The organism is Pseudarthrobacter sp. N5, from assembly GCF_050157035.1.
GTDB lineage: Bacteria > Actinomycetota > Actinomycetes > Actinomycetales > Micrococcaceae > Arthrobacter.
Window position 1 is genome coordinate 1951427 of sequence record NZ_CP189593.1, and the last position, 19511, is coordinate 1970937.

The window sequence follows — 19511 nt, forward strand, 5'->3', positions numbered from 1 at the left end:
TGCCTTGTTCGAGCTTAGTGCACCCTGCGGATCATGCCGGGTGCACTAAGCCCTGTGATATTGCGGTACTGCTTAGCCGTGGAGGGCCTTGCCGGCCAGGGCAAGATGAGCCTCGCCCAGTGCCTCGTTCTGTGTGGGGTGGGCGTGTAGCAGCTGGGCCACGTCCTCCGGGTAGGCCTCCCAATTCACGATCAGCTGGGCCTCACCGATCTGCTCGCCCATCCGGGAACCGATCATGTGGACGCCCACCACGGGGCCGTCCTTCTGCCGGACCAGCTTGACGAGGCCTCCGGTGCCCAGGATGGCACTCCTGCCGTTGCCGGCGAGGTTGTACTCCTGCGTTTCCACCTGGTCGTCGCCGAACTTCGCTTTGGCGGCCTTTTCGGTGTAGCCGACAGTTGCGATTTCTGGATCGCAGTAGGTGACCTTGGGGATGTTGACGTCCTCGACGATGACGGGCTTCAGGCCGGCGATTTCCTCGGCGACGAATATGCCCTGCTGGAAGCCGCGGTGTGCCAGCTGGACGCCTGGGACGATGTCGCCCACGGCGTAGATGTTGCCGACGCCGGTGTGCAGACGCTCGTTGGGAATGACGAAACCGCGGTCGATGGTGACGCCGGCGTCCTCGTAGCCCAGATTGGCGGTGACGGGTCCGCGGCCTACTGCCACGAGAAGCAGCTCGGCTTCGAACGTCTTGCCGTCAACCAGCGTGACTTTGACGCCGTTTTCGTCCTGCTCAACTCCCTGGAAGAAGATTCCAGTGGTGAATTTGATGCCGCGCTTCTTGAACGCTCGCTCAAGGTTTTTGACGATCGCAGCGTCCTCGTTCGGGACCAGCGAGGGAAGGCCCTCGATGATGGTCACATCTACGCCGAAGGACTTCCAGACCGAGGCGAACTCCACGCCGATGACTCCGCCGCCGAGAACAATGACACTCTTGGGGATGTAGTCCATTGTCAGCGCTTCGTCGGAGGTGATGACTCGGCCGCCGATTTCCAGGCCAGGCAGGGAGCGGGAATAAGAGCCAGTGGCAAGGACGATGTTCTTGCCCTTGTAAGCCGTGCCGTTCACCACCACGGTGTCGGTGCCCTGAAGCTTGCCTTCACCTTCGATGACGGTGATGCCCTTGGACTTGATGAGGCCCTGGAGGCCCTTGAACTTACCGGCAACGATGCCGTCCTTGTACGCGTTGACGGCAGTGATGTCGATGCCGTCCAGAGTGACGTTCACGCCGTACTTGGCGGAGTCACGGGCGTGGTCGGCGAGCTCAGCCGAGTGCAGCAGTGCCTTGGTGGGAATACAGCCATTGTGCAGGCAGGTTCCGCCAAGTTTGGCCTTTTCAACGAGGCCGACGGTGAAGCCAAGCTGTACGGCACGGAGGGCCGTAGCGTAACCGCCACTGCCGCCACCGAGTACCAGGATGTCGAATTCTTGCGCAGTTGCCTGATCGGCCACTTAAACGCTCCCTCGCGTGAACGATGACGCGAGAGTACGCATCATCTGGTCTTGGAACTTGTTCTGCCGTGATTATGCCAGCACACAAGTTCTCTTGCATTTGTGACTACCGGAGTTCACCTTAGCGAACCACTCATCCATGCTCCACCTTGCAATGGCGTTTGTGGAGCGCTTGTGTCGAGTGTCACGCGACTGTGTGGCCAACCGATCACGCCGCTGGCCACACCGCCATGCGCCGGCTCAAGCAGCCTGGGCCAGAACGTCTTCCACGTAGGCAAGCAGCGTGCGGACGGTGCAGCCGGTTCCTTGCTTGTGCGTGTAGCCGTACGGGCTGCCGTTGTTGAATGAGGGCCCGGCAATGTCAATATGCGCCCACGGGATCGGCTCGCCGTCTTTGCCCTTCCCCACGAATTCGCGCAGGAACACGGCTGCGGTCATCATGCCGCCATGGCGTTCACCGATATTGGCGAGGTCAGCGACCTGGGAGTCGATGCTGGGGCGCAGCTCCTCGGGCAACGGCATGGGCCAGACGAGCTCGCCGGCGCGGTCAGCGGCAGCCTTCAACGGACCGGTGACACTGTCCGCTCCCATCACTCCCGCTGTGCGGTTGCCCAGTGCGATCAGCTGTGCGCCCGTCAGGGTGGCGACGTCGATGATGGCGTCGGGGAATTCCTGGCTTGCGGCAACAATCCCGTCAGCCATGACCAGGCGGCCCTCAGCATCGGTATTGAGCACTTCCACCGTCTTGCCGCCAAACATGGTGAGGACGTCGGCCGGGCGGGAGGCCGCACCTGAGGGCATGTTTTCAGCGATGCAGAGCCAGGCCGTCGCCTTGACAGGCAGTCCGAGGCCGGCGATGGCCAGCACAGTGTTAAGTACGACGGCGGCACCGGCCATGTCGCTCTTCATGTCACCCATGCCGAGGGCGGGCTTAATGGAGATACCGCCGGTGTCAAAAGTGATGCCCTTGCCAACCAGTGCGATCTTGGCTGTTGCCTTGGTTGGCGCATATTCCACCTTCACCAGGCGCGGCTGGCGGGTGGAGCCCTTACCGACCCCCATGATGCCGCCGAAGCCTTCCTTTTCAAGACGCTTCTCGTCCCAGACTGTCACCTTGACGGGCAGGCCCTTTGAGAGCTCCTTGGCAGCCTCTGCGAAGGACTCGGGGTACAGATGGCTCGGGGGCTGGTTGACGAGGGAACGGGTGGCATTAACAGCCTTGCCGATCAGGGCAGCCCGTGTCAGCGCCGGCTGCAACCCCTTGTCGGCTGCGAACTCGGTGAAGACCGCCACGTTCCTGACAGGTTCCTTGAGGCCGTCCGTGGACGAACGGTATTCCGTGAAGGAGTAAGCGCCCATGGCGGCGCCCTCGGCGACGGCAGCGACGTCGGCAACTCCCGCCGTCGGAAGTGCCAGTACCACGGTGGTCAGGCCGGCAAGCTGGCGGACGGCAGAGCCCGCTGCCCTGCGCAGGGTTTCCTCGGAAAGCTGCTGACCGTCGCGGATCTTGCCTACGCCGGCCAGGACGATGACTCCGGCGCCTGTTTCGGGCAGGCCGGGAAGGCGGACGAGCTGATCTGCCGCACCCGTGACGCCTAGTACCTTCAATGATTCCGAAAGGGCTTCGGCGGACTTCGCCGTCAAGGGATTCTCCAGCAGGGCCGGGCCGTCTGATCCTTGCCCGACACCAATAACGACGGCGTCACTGGGCGCCTTCTTCAGGTCACGGGAGAAGGCACTAAGGTTGATTTCAGTATTCTTGACCACGAGGATCAGTCCTCAATTCTCTGAGATGATTCGGGCAGGAACCGCATGTTTGGCGGCCTGCCATGGAAACCCGGCCGCCGTCGGCCTGAGACGCAACCAGGAGTCTGCAGGCCCGTGTATGAGGCCAGCTCCGATCGTAGTCTCTCCGTGCCGAAGGTGCTGAATTGGCTGAGAGCTGTGCCACACCCGGCCTGAGGAATGTCCCGGCTACGTGAGGCGTTGTAAAGAATATCCACCCCGATCATGAAAGGAACACGCCGTGCTTGAACGGATATCCGGCTCACTGCTGGACCCTGAAACTCTTTACGCAAGCAACCCCGAGCTGTTCCGCAACCCGGAGTTCCGCGGGCTCAACCTGGTGATGGGCTTCACCGGCTTTGCCGACGCCGGCCACGTGGTCCAACAGATCACCGCAGAGCTACTGGACACCCTGGACTCAGAACGGGTAGCGGTGTTCGATGCCGACCAGCTGATCGACTACCGCTCACGAAGGCCCCACGTTTCCTTTGTAGAAGATCACCTGCAGGACTACCAGGCACCAACCCTTGCGCTGTACCGGCTCGTCGACGGTCTGGGGAATCCGTTCCTGTTCCTCGCCGGGTTCGAGCCGGACCTGCAGTGGGAACGCTTTGCCCGCGCAGTGGTGGGCATCGTGGAGAAGCTTGACGTGAACCTGGTGACCTGGATCCATTCCATTCCGATGCCTGTCCCGCACACCCGTCCTGTGGGCGTGACGGTCCACGGCAACCGGCCGGAGCTGATCGAAGGCATCTCCATGTGGAAGCCGACTGTGGAAGTTCCGGCGGCCGTGGGACACATCCTCGAACTGCGGCTGATGGAGGCCGGGCGAAACGTTACCGGCTACGTCATCCATGTGCCCCACTATCTGGCGGAAGCTGAGTATCCACCTGCCGCCGTGGCCGGCCTGGAGTACCTGGGCGCCGCCACCTCTTTGATGCTGCCAACGGACCGCCTGCGGGAAGCCGGACGCGAGGTAGGCCGCCAGATTGCGGAGCAGATAGTTTCATCCGAAGACGTGCAGCAGGTGGTCTCACGGCTGGAAACAAGGTATGACGAGAAGGCTGAGGGCACGGTCCGGCGTTCCCTCCTGGCAGATGAAAACGACCAGCTGCCCAATGGCGAGGTGCTTGGAGCGGCTTTTGAGGCGTATCTGGCGCGGGAAAATCCAGGTCAATAAATACTATTTATAGCGCTCGGGGCATAATAGAGGGGTGACTGCATCCCGCGCCTGGCTGATCTGGACGATCGGAATCTTCTCGTACCTGGTGGCCGTGTCTCAGCGGACATCGTTTGGCGTGGTGGGCATCGAGGCCACCGAGCGGTTTCACGCCAGCGCCTCGGCGATCTCCTTCTTTACCGTTCTGCAGCTACTGGTCTACGCCGGCCTGCAGATTCCGGTGGGCGTGCTGGTGGACAGGTTCGGCTCGCGTACCATGATCGCCGGCGGCGCGGTACTCATGGGGCTGGGCCAGCTGCAGCTGGCGTTCGCGGTCAGCATTCCTGGCGGGGTACTGGGAAGGGTCCTCGTCGGTGCCGGCGACGCCATGACTTTTATTGCCGTCATCCGGCTGATACCCCTCTGGTTCGCTCCGGCCCGTGTTCCGCTCCTCACCCAGCTCACGGGAATGTCTGGACAGCTGGGACAGCTTTTCAGCGTCCTGCCGTTTGCACTCATTCTGCACAATGCCGGCTGGACCCCGGCGTTCCTGACGATGGCCGGACTGTCCGGGGTCGCAGTCGTCGTTGTCCTGTTGCTGTTGCAGGACCAACCGCCCGGCACACCCGCGTCCGGAACGGGCCAGGGGCTGCGGGCGACGGGCATCTCACTCTCACGTGCGTGGCGTCAGCCTGGAACCAGGCTGGGGCTGTGGAGCCATTTCACCGTCCAGTTCAGCGGCACGGTGTTTGCCATGACGTGGGGGTACCCGTTTCTGATATCAGCCCAGGGTCTGGATGCCGGTACCGTTTCGGCGCTTATGGCCCTCTACGTCGCCGCCGGGATCGCAGCGGGTCCATTAATGGGCCGGTTTGTCTCGCGGCATCCCTTGCGGCGTTCCACAATGGTGTTGCTCATCGCCGGCGCCACGGCGGCCGCCTGGGGAGCTATCCTGCTGAATAGCGGCCGGTCGCCGGTTTGGCTGCTGGCAGGACTGGTAGTGGTTCTGGCCATCGGTGGTCCGGGATCGATGATCGGCTTCGACTTCGCACGGACGTTCAACCCTGCCCACCGGATCGGTACGGCAACCGGCATCGTCAACGTGGGCGGATTCATCGCGGCCCTCGTGGCGATATTCCTCATCGGCCTGGTCCTGGACGTTCTTTACTCTGCCGGATTCTCCAACGGAGCGCTCTACGGGCTGGAACCGTTCAGGATCGCGCTGAGCGTGCACTTCCTGCTCCTGAGTATCGGAGCGGCGGCGATCATCGTCTGCAGAAGAAAAGTCCGGCGTCAGATGGCGGCGCAAGGTGTCCATGTCCCGCCGTTGCTGAGGTCCCTGGCCGAACAGCGCAGATCACGCCTGGCCCGGCGCCGCGCCCCCTCGCGGGATTAGCACTTCTCCTGCACAGCGTCCGCTTGTCCTCCACAGCACCTGGGCAAGCTCCTTTTTCCACATGGCTGAACTCGCTGCTGTGCCGGTGCAGACCATCGGCTGAAGCTGGGTACATGACACCTCCTGAACATCTGACTGTTAAGGGCCCCGAGGACATCCTGGGCTTCGTTCCGCATTCACTGGGATACTGGCCCGCCGAAAGCCTGGTTGCCATGACCATGCAGGGCAAACGGCTGGGAGCAACGCTGAGCGTTGACCTTCCCGGTCCGGGCGGGCTGGCGGATCCGTGGGAGTTCGCCAGAACCGTCAGTGACTACCTCAAGGCCGACGGCGAAGCTGACGCCACCCTGCTGATGCTCTTCACCAACCACGGCTGGATGGACTCTGCCAGTACCCATGCGCGGCTGCTCGCGGCCCTTGAAACCGCCCTTGAATCCGCGGGAATGCCGGTGCGGGATGCCTGGTATGTGGGGGACAGCTTTGGCGCGACGCCTACTGCACGGACTCCGGCTGCTGCCCGCTGCCCGGCCGGCCCATAGCTGAGATCAAGGACGGCCGGCTCAACGCGGAAATGGTCTACCGCGGCAGCAGCGTAGGCGCGCCGCCGTCATTCGGGATCCTCCCGGTCCGGCCGGGAATGGCGGATCCCGCCATTCCCGCCTGGGAACAGCGGTATTCCACCGGATTCCACCGCCGGAAGGCGGGCCGGGCGCAGTTCGAGGGAGTTCTGGACACCTGGGAGTCGGTACTCCGGCCGGCCCCGGCACCTGAACTGGCGCCCCGGCTCAGGGCATATCTGCGCGCCTCCCTCCGTGTGCCCGCATGGCGGGATGCCGTCCTCGTGATGGCGGCCGCCGGTAGGCAGGCTGCCGAACGCGGGGCGGAAGACTTCGGAGTCTTCGATGACGACGCCCGCCTGGCTCCGATTCTTCCTCCGCCCGGGGATCTGGCACCGGGGCCGGTCCCGCGAGCCTGGCCGGACAGTGACACAGGGGGAGCCCCAGCAGGATATGGCGAAGTCCTGCTGGGAATGAACCCTGCTCTGCCTGACTGGCCCATGATCGGGTGGCTGGAGCATGTTCTGATCCAGCTTTCGGACTCCGGCGCAGGGGAGGCACGTGCTGCGGCGCTCACTTCACTGGGCTGGATCGAATGGTGCCGTGGCCGCGGATCCTTCGCGGATGCATTTCTGAATCAGGCTCTGGAAGAGCACCACGGCTACCGGCTGGCAGAGCTTATGTCCGAACTGGTGCGGCGGGGCACCATTTGCGGCTGGGCGGGCCGGCGCGATGCCGCGTGGCAGCGGTTCGAACCTGACGCCGCCTAGTTTCCCCACCCCGAAGGATGATGCCGTCACAGCGTCGCGGAGAATGTGCAGTGACCGCCGGAATATTGCAGCGGGTTGTCCGGCTGAGGCCTGGATTGGGAAAACCGTGAGACAATGGATGCCGAGACCCGGTTGGGTCCGTGTATCAGGTGCATGTAACGGGACCCTGTAAAGGGGAACATTACGGCCGCGCCGGCAGTTCTACTAAGTGGCTCTGCGGGTTGTGGTTTGCATCTGATGTTGATCACGGACTTGACAGGGTCATAGTGGTGTTGCCCGTATGGTGATTCCACAGACCGCCGCTAGAAAGGTTTTCTGTGACCCCGTCTTCCGCGAAGAAGGACCCCGCCGCCCAGGACGATTTGTCCCCTGAGGACAAGCAGGCGGCGACGAACGCCAAGCGTGCAGCCACACGGGCAGCCAACAAGGCTGTCAAAGATGCCGCTGCCGCCGAAGGCGATGACACTGGCTCGGCAGGTGCGCGGCCGGAGCCCAAGAAGCGGGGCCCCAAGCCTGGAGCGAAAGCCGCAGCAGCAGCCGGGACGTCTGCCCGCGGGCGGACGTCTGGTGATGACGATGCCGATGAGGCAGACGAAGACCAGGACGACCTGTCGCAGGACGGTCCGGAGAGCGCAGATGCGGCCGAGATCAGCGCAGCCAAGGCAGCATCAGCTGCCACAGGCACCGGATTTGTCTACTCAGATGCTGACGACGACGACGCCCCTGTCCAACAGGTAATGTCGGCCGGCGCTACAGCCGACCCCGTCAAGGATTACCTGAAGCAGATTGGCAAGGTTGCCCTGCTGAATGCGGAACAGGAAGTCGACCTGGCCCTCCGCATCGAGGCCGGCCTGTTTGCCGAAGAGAAGATCAATGCCGACGACGGCTCCATGGACCCGAAATTCAAGCGCGAGCTTGAGTTCGTTATCCATGACGGCAAGCGCGCCAAGAACCACCTGCTTGAGGCCAACCTTCGTCTGGTTGTGTCGCTGGCCAAGCGCTACACCGGCCGTGGCATGCTGTTCCTGGACCTGATCCAGGAAGGGAACCTGGGTCTGATCCGCGCTGTGGAGAAGTTCGACTACACCAAGGGCTTCAAGTTCTCAACGTACGCCACGTGGTGGATCCGCCAGGCCATCACCCGCGCCATGGCCGACCAGGCCCGTACAATCCGTATCCCCGTGCACATGGTTGAAGTCATCAACAAGCTCGCGCGTGTCCAGCGTCAGATGCTGCAGGATCTGGGCCGTGAACCCACTCCCGAAGAGCTCGCCCTGGAACTGGACATGACACCGGAAAAGGTCGTCGAGGTTCAGAAGTACGGCCGCGAACCGATCTCGCTGCACACCCCGCTGGGTGAAGACGGTGACTCCGAGTTCGGTGACCTCATCGAGGACTCCGAAGCGGTGGTACCCGCCGATGCAGTGAGCTTCACACTCCTGCAGGAACAGCTCCACTCCGTGCTGGACACACTGTCCGAGCGCGAGGCTGGCGTCGTAGCCATGCGGTTCGGACTCACTGACGGACAGCCGAAGACTTTAGACGAAATCGGCAAGGTCTACGGCGTGACGCGTGAGCGCATCCGCCAGATCGAATCCAAGACCATGTCCAAGCTCCGGCACCCTTCGCGCTCCCAGGTGCTCCGGGACTACCTGGACTAGGATTTCCGCTAAAAAGACCGCCGCCGGGCTAGATCCGGGGGTGGTTTTTTTATTGCTGGCTCGCTGAAACACAGCCCACAAAAAAGCAGGGCCCCTTCGGACGGAGGGGCCCTGCTTGGTCGCTTAGTTGACTAATCGACCGGAACCGGCGGCTTCTCATGAAGGCGCCCGGTTTCGTCATGCCAATCTGAGCTTAAAGGCTTGAGCGTCGCTTCGACGGCCCGTGCGTGGTGGCCGCAGAAGAGCAGCTCACCGCCGGAGGTCTCGAGTACAACGCGGACATATGCCTGTGCTCCACAACGATCGCACCGGTCAACTGCGTTGAGTGTGCGGTCCGCAACTGCTGTTGTCATGTCGGCCTCCTTAGTAGATCTGTATCTCTATATAAACAGTATTCGGATCAAAACCATTGCAAGGATTGATCAAGTTCGCTGTGCGCGTATCCGCAAGATTGCGTCAAGTTCGCTGTGCACTTATCACAGCTCCGTAACAAAGAGCACGAGCCCTGAGCTCCAGCTGCAGTGGCAGCCCGGTGAACGGAGGCAGGCCGACTACCCTAGGAAGAGCATTATCACCCTGGCTGTACCGTCGCTGAAGGAGCGCATCACCCGTGGCACCTAGTTCTGATTACACCGCCCGGCACCTCTCCGTGCTGGAGGGCCTGGAGGCCGTCCGCAAGAGGCCGGGCATGTACATCGGATCCACCGACTCCCGCGGCCTGATGCACTGTCTCTGGGAAATCATCGATAATTCGGTGGACGAGGCTCTGGCCGGATTCGGCCATGACATCAAGATCATCCTTCACGCGGACAACTCCGTGGAAATCCACGACGACGGCCGCGGCATCCCTATTGACGTCGAGCCAAAAACCGGGCTGACCGGCGTCGAGGTGGTGTTCACGAAACTTCATGCCGGCGGCAAATTCGGCGGTGGTTCCTATACCGCCTCGGGCGGACTTCACGGTGTAGGCGCGTCAGTGGTCAACGCACTCTCGGCACGACTGGACGCTGAAGTGGACCGCGGCAGCAAAACCTACAAAATGTCCTTCCGCCGGGGAGAGCCCGGACGGTTCAAGGACACCGGACCACGCCCGGATCCATCCTCTGATTTCGCGCCTTTTGTGGATGGCTCGGTTCTGGACATCATCGGCAAAGCCAAGCGCGGTGTAACGGGAACCCGGATCCGCTACTGGGCGGACCGCCAGATTTTCACCTCTGACGCGAAGTTCTCCTACGATGAACTGGCCGCCAGGGCACGGCAGACCTCCTTCCTGGTACCGGGCCTCAAACTCACCGTCCGCGATGAGCGCAGGGTGGCGGGTACTCCCGGAGAGCTGGCCACTCATGAGGAGGTTTTCCACCATGACGGCGGTCTTTCGGAATTCGTGGAGTTTCTCGCCGTCGATCCGGCAGTCACCGACGTCTGGCGTCTCCACGGTGCGGGCAAGTTCAAAGAGACTGTTCCGGTGTTGGACGACAAGGGCCACAGCCAGCTGGCCGAGGTGGAGCGTGACTGCGAGGTGGACGTTGCACTTCGCTGGGGGATTGGTTACGACTCCGCCCTGCGCAGCTTTGTGAACATCATCTCCACGCCCAAGGGCGGAACCCATCAGGCCGGGTTCGAACAGGCCCTCGTGAAAACTTTCCGTAAAGCGGTGGAATCCAACGCCCGCAAGCTGAAAGCCGGAAACGACAAGATCGAGAAGGACGACATTTTCGCCGGTCTCACCGCGGTGCTCACTGTCCGGCTGGCTGAACCGCAGTTCGAGGGACAGACCAAGGAAATCCTCGGTACCTCCGCGGTCAGGGCAATCGTGTCCCGGGTGGTGGAGAGGGAAATCGCCGCAAAACTCAACTCAGCCAACCGTAACGACAAAGCGCAGTCCGCGTTGCTCCTGGAAAAAATTGTCAGCGAGATGAAGTCCCGCATTTCGGCAAGGGTCCACAAAGAAACGCAGCGTCGGAAGAACGCACTGGAAACTTCCTCGATGCCCACAAAACTGGCGGACTGCCGGACGGACGATGTCGCCCGTTCTGAACTGTTCATTGTGGAAGGCGACTCCGCCTTGGGAACGGCAAAATTGGCGCGTTCCTCCGATTTTCAGGCCCTGCTGCCCATCCGTGGCAAGATCCTCAACGTCCAGAAGGCTTCAGTGGGGGACATGTTGTCCAACACCGAGTGTGCCGCCCTGATCCAGGTGGTGGGAGCGGGATCCGGGCGTACCTTCGCCATAGAGGCTGCGCGTTACGGCAAGGTGATACTGATGACGGATGCCGACGTAGACGGCGCACACATCCGTACACTTCTGCTGACACTCTTCTTCAGGTACATGCGCCCCATGGTTGAGCAGGGGCGGGTATATGCCGCTGTGCCGCCATTGCATCGGGTGGAGGTCATCAACGCCGGCCAGAAGGCCAACGACATGATCTACACGTATTCGGAAGCCGAACTCCACGTCCTGCTGGCGCAGCTTGCCAAGGATGGAAAACGCTACAAGGAGCCCATTCAGCGCTACAAGGGCCTCGGTGAAATGGACGCGGAACAGCTGGCTGAAACCACCATGGATCCCCGGCACCGGATGCTTCGCCGGGTCACCATCCAGAGCGCCGAACGCGCTGAAAAAACCTTTGATCTGCTGATGGGGTCCGATGTGGCGCCCCGCAAGGACTTCATCATTGCCGGCGCTGCGGGTCTGGACCGGGAACGCATCGACGCCTGAGGCGCGATGGTGCGATGGTGCGAAGTCAGGCAGATCAACGGTGGACCGTAAAGTCAGCCGAGAAGTCCGGGGACGATCAACAGCGCCGTGGGAATGGCCAGCAACAGAACACAACCTGCCACGACCGTTGCCCGGAGCGCGGAAGGCAGCGGCGGCCTGGGAGACAGCAAGCGGCTGACGCGTGAGGCCGTAGTGCGTGCTGATCCTGAAGCGCCGGAACCGTCCCCGGACGGTGGCCCCACGTCAGGCAGTCCGGCCGTGATTGCTGTTCTCCCCCCAGGCGTTACCGTTGGGCCGCTCGCGACAATCGCAATTGCTTTGATCAGCGTTGCTTTGCTTTCCGTCATCAGTGCGACGTCGTCGGCCAGCATCTCAATGAGGGAGTTGACTGATTCCTGGGCCAGGCGTGTGGTGGGAAACCACGGCAGCGCCTGCCGCCAGGCCGCAAAAGCCCACAGGAGCAGATGGTGGCGCTGGCTCAAGTGGGCATTCTCGTGAATCAGCACTGCGCGGAGCTCCGCAGGTTCCAAAACCGCCATCAGCCCGTCGGACAGCACCGTCACGGAGCGGGCGCCGCCAGGAAGACAGTACGCCACCGGGGAGTCGTGGCTGATGACCACAGTGCCCGTTCCGTCGGACGACGGTGAAGCCAGCACCGCCAGTAGTTCGCGGTGCCGGCTGCGCTGGCGCTCAATGCGCAGATACGTCAGCAGCAACGTGAAGACCAGGTGGGCAGTCAGGAGAGCAGCTGTCGACAACGCAAAGACATGCCAGAAGCCAAGGGCGGTGGTGGGGGCGTTATTGAACACCATTCCGGCCAGCGCACGCAGGCCGGCGAGCAGGTTGTCGCCTACGGGCTCCAAGCCATAGACCAGCATGGCGCCGATCATGGAGAGCCCTCCGGCCAGTGCTATGGTCTGCCACAGGAGCATGGCGGTAAAGGGGGAACGCGCCGGCCATTGGGCACGCGAGAGCAGGACAGGCACCGGCCATGCCAGGACTGTCGCCAGGACCGCCAGGAAATATGAGGTCCAGAACATGGGCTGCTAGCTGTGGCCAAGCAGTTTGCGCAGTGTCTCAGCTTCACTGTCGGTAACAGAGCCGATGAAGCGGGCCAGCACGGCCTCGCGGTCCGGCGCCGAGCCGAGGACCTCATGCATCAGATCAGCGGTGTGGTCCTCGCGGCTGGATACGGCCTGGTACCGGTGTGGCCGGGTGCCACGCTCGCGCTCGACGAGGCCCTTCTTCTCAAGGCGTGAGAGCACGGTAAGGACAGTGGTGACTGCCAGGTCCTTGCCCGCGTGTCCAGCGGCGCCGCCGTGCGCCTCGGTGCTCCGGGCCAGCAAATCACGCAGGGTGTTTGCCGTGGCTGCTTCATGGCCTGCCCAGAGCAGATCCATCACTGCCCGTTCCAGTTCGCCGAGACTTGCCATGTCGTACATCCTTAATTCCCCGGCACCGCCCTGCCTTAGGCCTGGCGGAGCGACGTCCAATTTCTCCAGCTCTCAATTTACCGCTTTTCCGGCAATCTTTCTACGTGAAGTAGAACAATCGGCGCGCCGCGCCCTTGCAGACGGCGCAAGCGGGTGGAACTGTTGTTTACAGCGCACTGAGATTTGTTCTACACTCGGTAGAAATTAGAAGTTCTACGTGACGTAGAAATATTCACCTTGAGAACCCGGCCTACAGTAGGGACCGCCTTGGACGCCTTGGAAATCGCACGCTGGCAGTTCGGAATCACCACCGTCTACCACTTCATGATGGTGCCCCTGACCATCGGCCTGGGCCTCGTGGTGGCAGTGATCCAGACAGCCTGGTACCGCACGGGAAAAGCCGAATATCTGCGGATGACAAAGTTCTGGGGAAAGCTCTTCCTGATCAACTTCATCATGGGCGTTGCCACTGGAATCGTGCAGGAATTCCAGTTCGGCATGGCCTGGAGTGAATACAGCCGGTTTGTGGGCGATGTGTTCGGGGCACCTCTGGCGCTTGAAGCGCTGTTGGCATTTTTCGTCGAATCCACCTTCCTGGGACTCTGGATCTTCGGCTGGAAGCAGCTCAAACAGGGCGTCCATCTCGCGTGCCTCTGGATCGCCGTCGTCGGCTCCGTCTTCTCCGCCTACTTCATCATCGTGGCCAACAGCTGGATGCAGCATCCCGTGGGCGTCGAAATGATCGAGGGCAGGCCCGTCATGACGGATGCCTGGGCGGTATTCACCAACAACACCGCCCTCGTGGCCGTCCCGCACACGCTCTTCGGCGCGCTCGCCGTTGCCGGCGCCTTCCTGCTCGGGATTGCGTGGTATCATCTGTGGCGCCGCCGCCACGACGGCATTGACACCGTTGGAACGGACGGCCGTGTCATTCCGGGCGGTTCAGGGATCCCCGGCCGCGACCGGACCGACTACAAAGTCTGGATCCACTCCCTCCGGATCGGCGCCGTCGTCGCCATGATTTCGTTCGCCGGCACAGCAATCACCGGTGACCTGCAGGGCAAGCTGATGTTTGAACAGCAACCCATGAAAATGGCCGCCGCCGAGGCGGCCTGCCACGACGGGACAGGCTTTTCCGTGCTTAGCGTCGGCAACGTCGGCTCAAAGAACTGCGACGACATCGTGGCCGTCATAGAGGTCCCCGGGATCCTCTCGTTCCTGGCCAAAGGTGATTTCACCACGGAGGTAAAGGGTGTGAACAGTCTGCTTGACGAATACAAGGCCGGCTACGGCACACACCTTCCGGACAACCCCATCTATGGGGACCGCGCAGGGCAGGAAATCCAGTACGTCCCCGTTATGGAAGTCACCTACTGGGGCTTCCGGATGATGATCGGCTTCGGCGGACTCGCCGCCTTCGCTGCCCTGCTCGCCCTGTGGATGACCAGGAAAGGTACCGTTCCGGCATCCCGGTGGCTCATGCGTCTTGCCGTTTTTGGAATCCTGGCCCCGTTCGGAGCTAACGCGGCCGGCTGGATTTTTACAGAGATGGGCCGGCAGCCCTTTGTAGTGGCGCCCAATCCGGACCCGAACGGCATAGACCAGGTGTTTATGTTCACCGCAGCCGCAGTCTCCCCGGGCGTTTCCGCCGGGGAACTCCTGACCTCCCTAGTGGCGCTGAGCAGCGTCTACGCGGTGCTGCTGGTGGTGGAAGTGAAACTGCTGGTGACGTACATCCGCGGCGGCGTGGTGTCGGCGATGCCTGAACTTGCACACGTCCATGATGACGACGGACGGGACGGCACCACCCCACCCGGCGGGAAGGCTCCCGGCGATGTCCTCGCCTTCGCGTACTGACAGCCGCCCGGCCAGCAGCGATCCCGGCTCGGTACCGGGCACAACACAACCAGCAGCAGATTATTCAAGAAGCAGAGGAAACACAGCATGGAACTGCTACCCACGATCTGGTTCATAGCCATTGCCGTGCTGTGGACCGGTTATCTTTTCCTGGAAGGGTTTGATCTCGGCGTCGGAATGCTGATGAAGCTCTTCGCACGAAATAACACCGAACGCCGGGTCCTGCTCAACACCATCGGCCCGGTGTGGGACGGCAACGAAGTATGGCTGCTGACCGCGGGTGGTGCCACTTTTGCGGCCTTCCCGCTATGGTATGCCTCACTGTTTTCGGCCCTGTACTTGCCGTTGCTCCTTGTCCTTCTGGCGCTGATCTTCCGCGCCGTAGCCATCGAATACCGGGGCAAGGTGGATACGGACCGGTGGCGCACAGCGTGGGACTGGGCCATGGCTGCGGGATCACTTGTTGCAGCGTTCGGCGTGGGTGCCGCGCTCGCGCTGACCACCACGGGTCTTCCCCTCAATGCAAACGGTGACCGGGTGGGTGGCCCCTTCGCCTGGTTCAACGGCTACGCGCTGCTGGGCGGGCTGGCCGTTGCCGGCTTCGCGCTGGTGCACGCCCTCGCTTTCCTCGCGTTGAAGACCGACGGCGAGATCCGGCTCCGTGCGCGGCGCTGGTTTGTCCGGTTGCTGCCCGTGCTTCTGCTGCCGATGGCCGGCTGGGCGGTCAGCCTCCAGCTGCTCAGTGGTGTGCCGTGGACTTTTGCGGCTGTAGTGGTGGCTGTGATTGCGGCAGCAGTTGCCTGGATCCTGGCCAGGCGGGGATCCGAGAAGCGCACGTTCCTTGCGCTGGGGGTGTTCCTGCTCGCCGGCAGCGCGTCCATCTTCGGCGCGGCCTACCCTGCCGTGCTGCCGTCCACCATCAATCCTGAGTTCAGCCTCACGGTCTCCAACGCCTCGTCTTCTGACTACACCCTGGGGCTGATGAGCATAGTTGCCGCCTTCGGACTGCCGCTGGTGATCGCCTACCAGTCCTGGACTTACTGGGTGTTCCGCCGACGCGTCAGCGCCGACCACATTCCGGCCGCCCACAGCTTCCTCCCTGCCATCGCAGGCAAATTCCTGGCGAGCAAGGACTAGTACCGGATGCGACCGTCCCTGCCCTCGGAGCCCGCCGCGCGCATGGCCCTGTACCTGCTGGGCCTCCTTGCTGCCCTCAAGGCATTGTCCCTTGTGCTGATGGGACAGGCTGTTGCCGCCATTCTTGCCGGACTGATGGCCGGCGATCCCGGGTGGGGGGCCCAGCTGGGCTGGGGACTCGCCGGTGTAATGCTGAGATCACTGACCATCTGGGGACAGAGCGTGGCTTCGCGCCGGGCCGCGCTGGGCGTCAAGGAAGAACTGCGCTCGCAGCTCCTGACACGGGCACTCCGGAACGGCGCACGCGATGCCGGCCCTGCCGATGGCGGGCTGGCAGTACTGGCCACGCGGGGCCTTGACGCCCTGGACAGCTATTACACCCGGTTCCTGCCTGCCTTGGTCAACTGTGCCACCATCCCTCTGCTGCTGGGCGCGCGCATCCTGTTTGCCGATTGGATCAGCGCAGCCGTCATCATCCTGACGGTTCCGCTGGTGCCACTGTTTATGGTGCTGATCGGCAGGTACACGGAGGACAGAGTCCGTGACGCGCAGTCCGCGCTTTCGAGGCTGTCGGGGCACATGCTGGAGCTTGCCAAGGGACTGCCGGTGCTGGTGGGCCTTGGCCGCGCCCGCGCGCAGCGCCAGGCGCTTGAGGATATTTCCGAGGAATACCGCATCAAAACCATGGGCACCCTCCGCACAGCGTTTCTTTCGGCTCTCGCCCTGGAACTGATAGCGACCATCTCGGTAGCCGTGGTGGCCGTGTTCATCGGAGTGCGGCTGATCCACGGCGACATGGCACTGGAAGCGGGGCTACTGGCCCTCATCCTGGCCCCGGACTGCTACCTCCCGCTCCGCGAGCTGGGCACCGCCCACCATGCCAGCGACGACGGACGCGCTGCGCTTGCCGAGACCCGGTCCGTTCTCGCGAACGCGGAGCCGGAAGCCCTACCCATGTCCGTCCGGACCCATACAACCGCGGCCCCGGCGGTGGACGGCCCGGCGGCGGATGGCCCGGAGATAACCGTCACGGGGCTGACCGTCACCTACAGCGTCAGGTCGGCAGCCGCCGTCGGGCCTCTCAGCTTTACCGCACCCGGTGGCTGCATCACGGCGCTTGACGGCCCCAGCGGCGCCGGGAAGAGCACCATCCTGGGAGTTCTGGCCGGAACCGTTGGCTGCGGCGGCGGTACGTCAGTCAGCGGCGGCATTTCGGGGTTCAGCAGGGAGACGATTGCCTGGGTTCCGCAACATCCGGTCATGGTTTCAGAGACCGTCCTGGATGAAATCCTCCTGTACCTGGGCCCATATGCCGCAACGAAGGATGCTGCAGGCCACGGCACCGCAGGCGAACTTGCCCTGCGTTGTCTCTCCGCATCAGCTGCTGCACATCTGGCTGGCAAACATCCCGCGGAGCTCAGCCCGGGGGAGCTGCGCCGGGTGGCGCTGGCCCGGGGGCTGGCCCGGATCGAGGGCGGTGCCACGGTGCTGCTGCTGGATGAACCAACGGCCCATCTGGACGCCGATTCAGCCGCGGTGGTGCGCTCGGCCGTCCGCGGCCTGCGTGACCGCGTCACAGTGATCCTGGTGGCCCACGACTCCCGGACCCGCGCCCTTGCCGACCATCTGGTCCCGGTCGGTGGCCGGTCCGGAACAGCTGAAGCCGCGGCTGCCGGCGGTCTGGCAACACAGGTGCCGATCCACGATTCCGCCCGGACCGTCGAGGAACGGGAACCGGCCACCCGCGAACCCGGTTCAGGATCCATGATTGCCGGTTTCCCCGACACCACAGCAGCCCGGGCCGAGGCAGTTCCCACTGCCGCGCTGCTGGCGCGGCTATTGGCTCCGGTGGCGCGGGGATTCACCGCCGCCGGGGTGGCAGGGACGCTTGCTGCACTGTTTGCCGTGGCGCTCGCAGGGCTCTCCGGCTGGCTCATTATCCGGGCCAGTGAACAGCCGCCCATCCTGTATCTGCTCACCGCTATTGTGGGCGTGCGGTTCTTCGGAATCGGACGGGCGGTGCTCCGCTATGGCGAACGGTTGCTGCTCCATGACGCCGTCTTCGCTTCCCTTACCAGGCTCCGGGGCGGGCTGTGGGAGGCTTTGAGCCGGCGGGCGCTCTCGCTCCGCCGGCTCCTGCAGGGAGGCAATGTGCTGGGGACCGTGATCGACGACGTCGATACCGTCAGGGAGCTGCTTCCCCGAGCGGTATTGCCGCCAGTCACAGCCCTGGCGGTCGCGGCAGCCGCCGTCACCACAGCCGGCCTGCTGCTTCCCGTGGCGTTTCCCGCAGTCCTTGGGGCAGCGGCGGCCAGCCTGTTGCTGGCACCCGCAAGCGCACTGCTGGCTGACCGGATGTCCACACGCACGGAGCAGCGGCTGCGCAGCGGAGTACTTCGCCGGATCGCCGCCGCCCTGGATGCCCGGGCGGAGCTACACGCGAACAATGTTGCCGAAGCGGTACTTACAGATATCAGTGGGCAGGACCGCATAGCCACCGCCGTCTCACAGCGCTCGGCCTGGGCGGAAGGCCTGGGACAGGCCGTGACAGCCGCAGCTTGCGGAATTGCGGCACTCTCCAGCGCCGTCCTGGCAGCGCCTCAGGTCCTGGACGGTTCCGTAGAGCCGGCAACCGCCGCCGTCGTGGTTCTTCTACAGCTTGCCCTTGTGGAACCGTACGCGGCAATGGCGACGGCGGTCCGCCAGTACCCTGCCCTGCGGGACGTCATGCGCCGGATCAGCGAATCGGGAGTACTGCGTGCCGGCCTTGCCGGAACCGGGGACAACGAGGGCCGGGCAGAGGTGGCCGGCCGCCCGGGGAACAGGGCGGGACTCGCAATCGGCTCCCTCGCAGCGGCCTGGCCCGGCGGCCCTGCCGTGTTTTCCGGCCTGACAGCAAGAGCGGAACCGGGCCGCTGGCTGGCCGTCACCGGGCCGTCCGGGTCCGGCAAGTCCACGCTCCTTTCGGTCATTCTGGGATTCCTCCCAGCCCGTGACGGGTCCATCGCCGTCACCGGCAGGGCCGCCTGGTGTCCCCAGGAAGCCCATCTTTTCGATTCGACGATCCGTGGAAACCTGATGCTCGGCCTCCAGCCGCAGGGAACGGGCCAGGATCAGGCGGAGACGGACATGCAGGGCGTGCTCGATGCCGTGGGGCTGGGGCCGCTGGTGAGCGGACTGCCGGAGGGGATGGATTCCCGGATCGGTCCGGGTGGTTCTTTCCTCAGCGGGGGAGAACGCCAGCGGCTCGCGGTAGCACGGACACTAATGACGGGCGCTGAGGTGATCCTTCTGGACGAACCGACCGCCCATCTGGACGCAAGCGCTGGACGGGCCATGCTGGCTGATCTCCGTTCCGGACTGTCCGGACGGACGGTGGTTCTGGTCACCCACAATCCCGCGGACATTGATCCGGACGATGCACGCCTGGATCTGCAGGGTGGCTGCCTGGGCGGTCAGGTGCCGGCGATGACGTGGGCGGCTTCTACCGGTTAACCGTTGGTATGACCCACAGCAGCGCGGTTGCCTTTCCTGAACTGACCTGGGGGCCTGGGATAAGGAACTGCTGGGATAAGGAACTGC

14 protein-coding genes are annotated in these 19511 nt (G+C 63.4%); 9 read left to right on the plus strand and 5 right to left on the minus strand.

Annotated features, from left to right (window positions below; all coding sequences use genetic code 11):
- Window positions 1–72: 72 nt before the first annotated feature.
- Window positions 73–1455, minus strand: a complete 1383-nt coding sequence (gene lpdA, locus ACQCST_RS09425; RefSeq protein ID WP_426998995.1) for a dihydrolipoyl dehydrogenase — start codon at window positions 1453–1455, stop codon at window positions 73–75.
- 240 nt (window positions 1456–1695) lie between these two features.
- Window positions 1696–3222 carry a leucyl aminopeptidase gene (locus tag ACQCST_RS09430; RefSeq protein WP_426998996.1) on the minus strand — a complete coding sequence of 509 codons (1527 nt, stop codon included), beginning with the start codon at window positions 3220–3222 and terminating at the stop codon, window positions 1696–1698.
- Between the two features lie 259 nt (window positions 3223–3481).
- Here ACQCST_RS09430 and ACQCST_RS09435 point away from each other — a divergent pair, with 259 nt between their 5' ends.
- The 5 genes from ACQCST_RS09435 to ACQCST_RS09455 all read left to right on the plus strand — a co-directional run bounded on the left by ACQCST_RS09435 (window position 3482) and on the right by ACQCST_RS09455 (window position 8783).
- The gene (locus ACQCST_RS09435; protein ID WP_426998997.1) at window positions 3482–4420 is read left to right on the plus strand and encodes a proteasome assembly chaperone family protein; all 939 of its coding nucleotides are present in this window, start codon (window positions 3482–3484) and stop codon (window positions 4418–4420) included.
- A gap of 34 nt (window positions 4421–4454) precedes the next feature.
- Complete coding sequence (locus ACQCST_RS09440) at window positions 4455–5795, plus strand: MFS transporter (RefSeq protein ID WP_426998998.1); 1341 nt, start codon at window positions 4455–4457, stop codon at window positions 5793–5795.
- Window positions 5796–5908: 113 nt separating this feature from the next.
- Window positions 5909–6334 (plus strand): DUF4192 family protein, encoded by a 426-nt coding sequence (locus ACQCST_RS09445; protein WP_426998999.1) that lies wholly within the window; start codon window positions 5909–5911, stop codon window positions 6332–6334.
- Window positions 6335–6366: 32 nt separating this feature from the next.
- Complete coding sequence (locus ACQCST_RS09450; RefSeq protein WP_426999000.1) at window positions 6367–7122, plus strand: DUF4192 family protein; 756 nt, start codon at window positions 6367–6369, stop codon at window positions 7120–7122.
- Window positions 7123–7439: 317 nt separating this feature from the next.
- On the plus strand, window positions 7440–8783 hold the full coding sequence (locus tag ACQCST_RS09455; protein WP_426999001.1) for an RNA polymerase sigma factor: 1344 nt from the start codon (window positions 7440–7442) through the stop codon (window positions 8781–8783).
- A gap of 131 nt (window positions 8784–8914) precedes the next feature.
- Here ACQCST_RS09455 and ACQCST_RS09460 read toward each other — a convergent pair whose 3' ends face one another.
- A complete protein-coding gene (locus tag ACQCST_RS09460; protein ID WP_426999002.1) occupies window positions 8915–9136 on the minus strand; it encodes a DUF7455 domain-containing protein in 222 nt (73 codons plus the stop codon).
- A gap of 257 nt (window positions 9137–9393) precedes the next feature.
- On the opposite strand from ACQCST_RS09460, the gene ACQCST_RS09465 reads away from it, so the two are divergent.
- Window positions 9394–11502 carry a DNA gyrase/topoisomerase IV subunit B gene (locus ACQCST_RS09465; protein WP_426999003.1) on the plus strand — a complete coding sequence of 703 codons (2109 nt, stop codon included), beginning with the start codon at window positions 9394–9396 and terminating at the stop codon, window positions 11500–11502.
- A 53-nt stretch (window positions 11503–11555) separates the two neighbouring features.
- Here the strand turns inward: ACQCST_RS09465 and ACQCST_RS09470 are convergent, their stop codons facing one another.
- Entirely contained in the window at window positions 11556–12542 is a 987-nt protein-coding gene (locus ACQCST_RS09470; RefSeq protein WP_426999004.1) for a M56 family metallopeptidase, read from the minus strand.
- A 6-nt stretch (window positions 12543–12548) separates the two neighbouring features.
- The gene (locus ACQCST_RS09475) at window positions 12549–12935 is read right to left on the minus strand and encodes a BlaI/MecI/CopY family transcriptional regulator (RefSeq protein ID WP_426999005.1); all 387 of its coding nucleotides are present in this window, start codon (window positions 12933–12935) and stop codon (window positions 12549–12551) included.
- A 267-nt stretch (window positions 12936–13202) separates the two neighbouring features.
- On the opposite strand from ACQCST_RS09475, the gene ACQCST_RS09480 reads away from it, so the two are divergent.
- The 3 genes from ACQCST_RS09480 (at window position 13203) to cydD (ending at window position 19424) form a co-directional block, all read left to right on the plus strand.
- Window positions 13203–14792 (plus strand): cytochrome ubiquinol oxidase subunit I, encoded by a 1590-nt coding sequence (locus tag ACQCST_RS09480; protein WP_426999006.1) that lies wholly within the window; start codon window positions 13203–13205, stop codon window positions 14790–14792.
- Between the two features lie 87 nt (window positions 14793–14879).
- Window positions 14880–15929, plus strand: coding sequence for a cytochrome d ubiquinol oxidase subunit II (gene cydB, locus ACQCST_RS09485; RefSeq protein ID WP_426999007.1), 1050 nt, complete (start codon window positions 14880–14882; stop codon window positions 15927–15929).
- 6 nt (window positions 15930–15935) lie between these two features.
- Window positions 15936–19424: a thiol reductant ABC exporter subunit CydD gene (cydD, locus tag ACQCST_RS09490; RefSeq protein WP_426999008.1), complete on the plus strand. Its 3489-nt coding sequence runs from the start codon at window positions 15936–15938 to the stop codon at window positions 19422–19424.
- The last annotated feature ends 87 nt before the right edge of the window (window positions 19425–19511 follow it).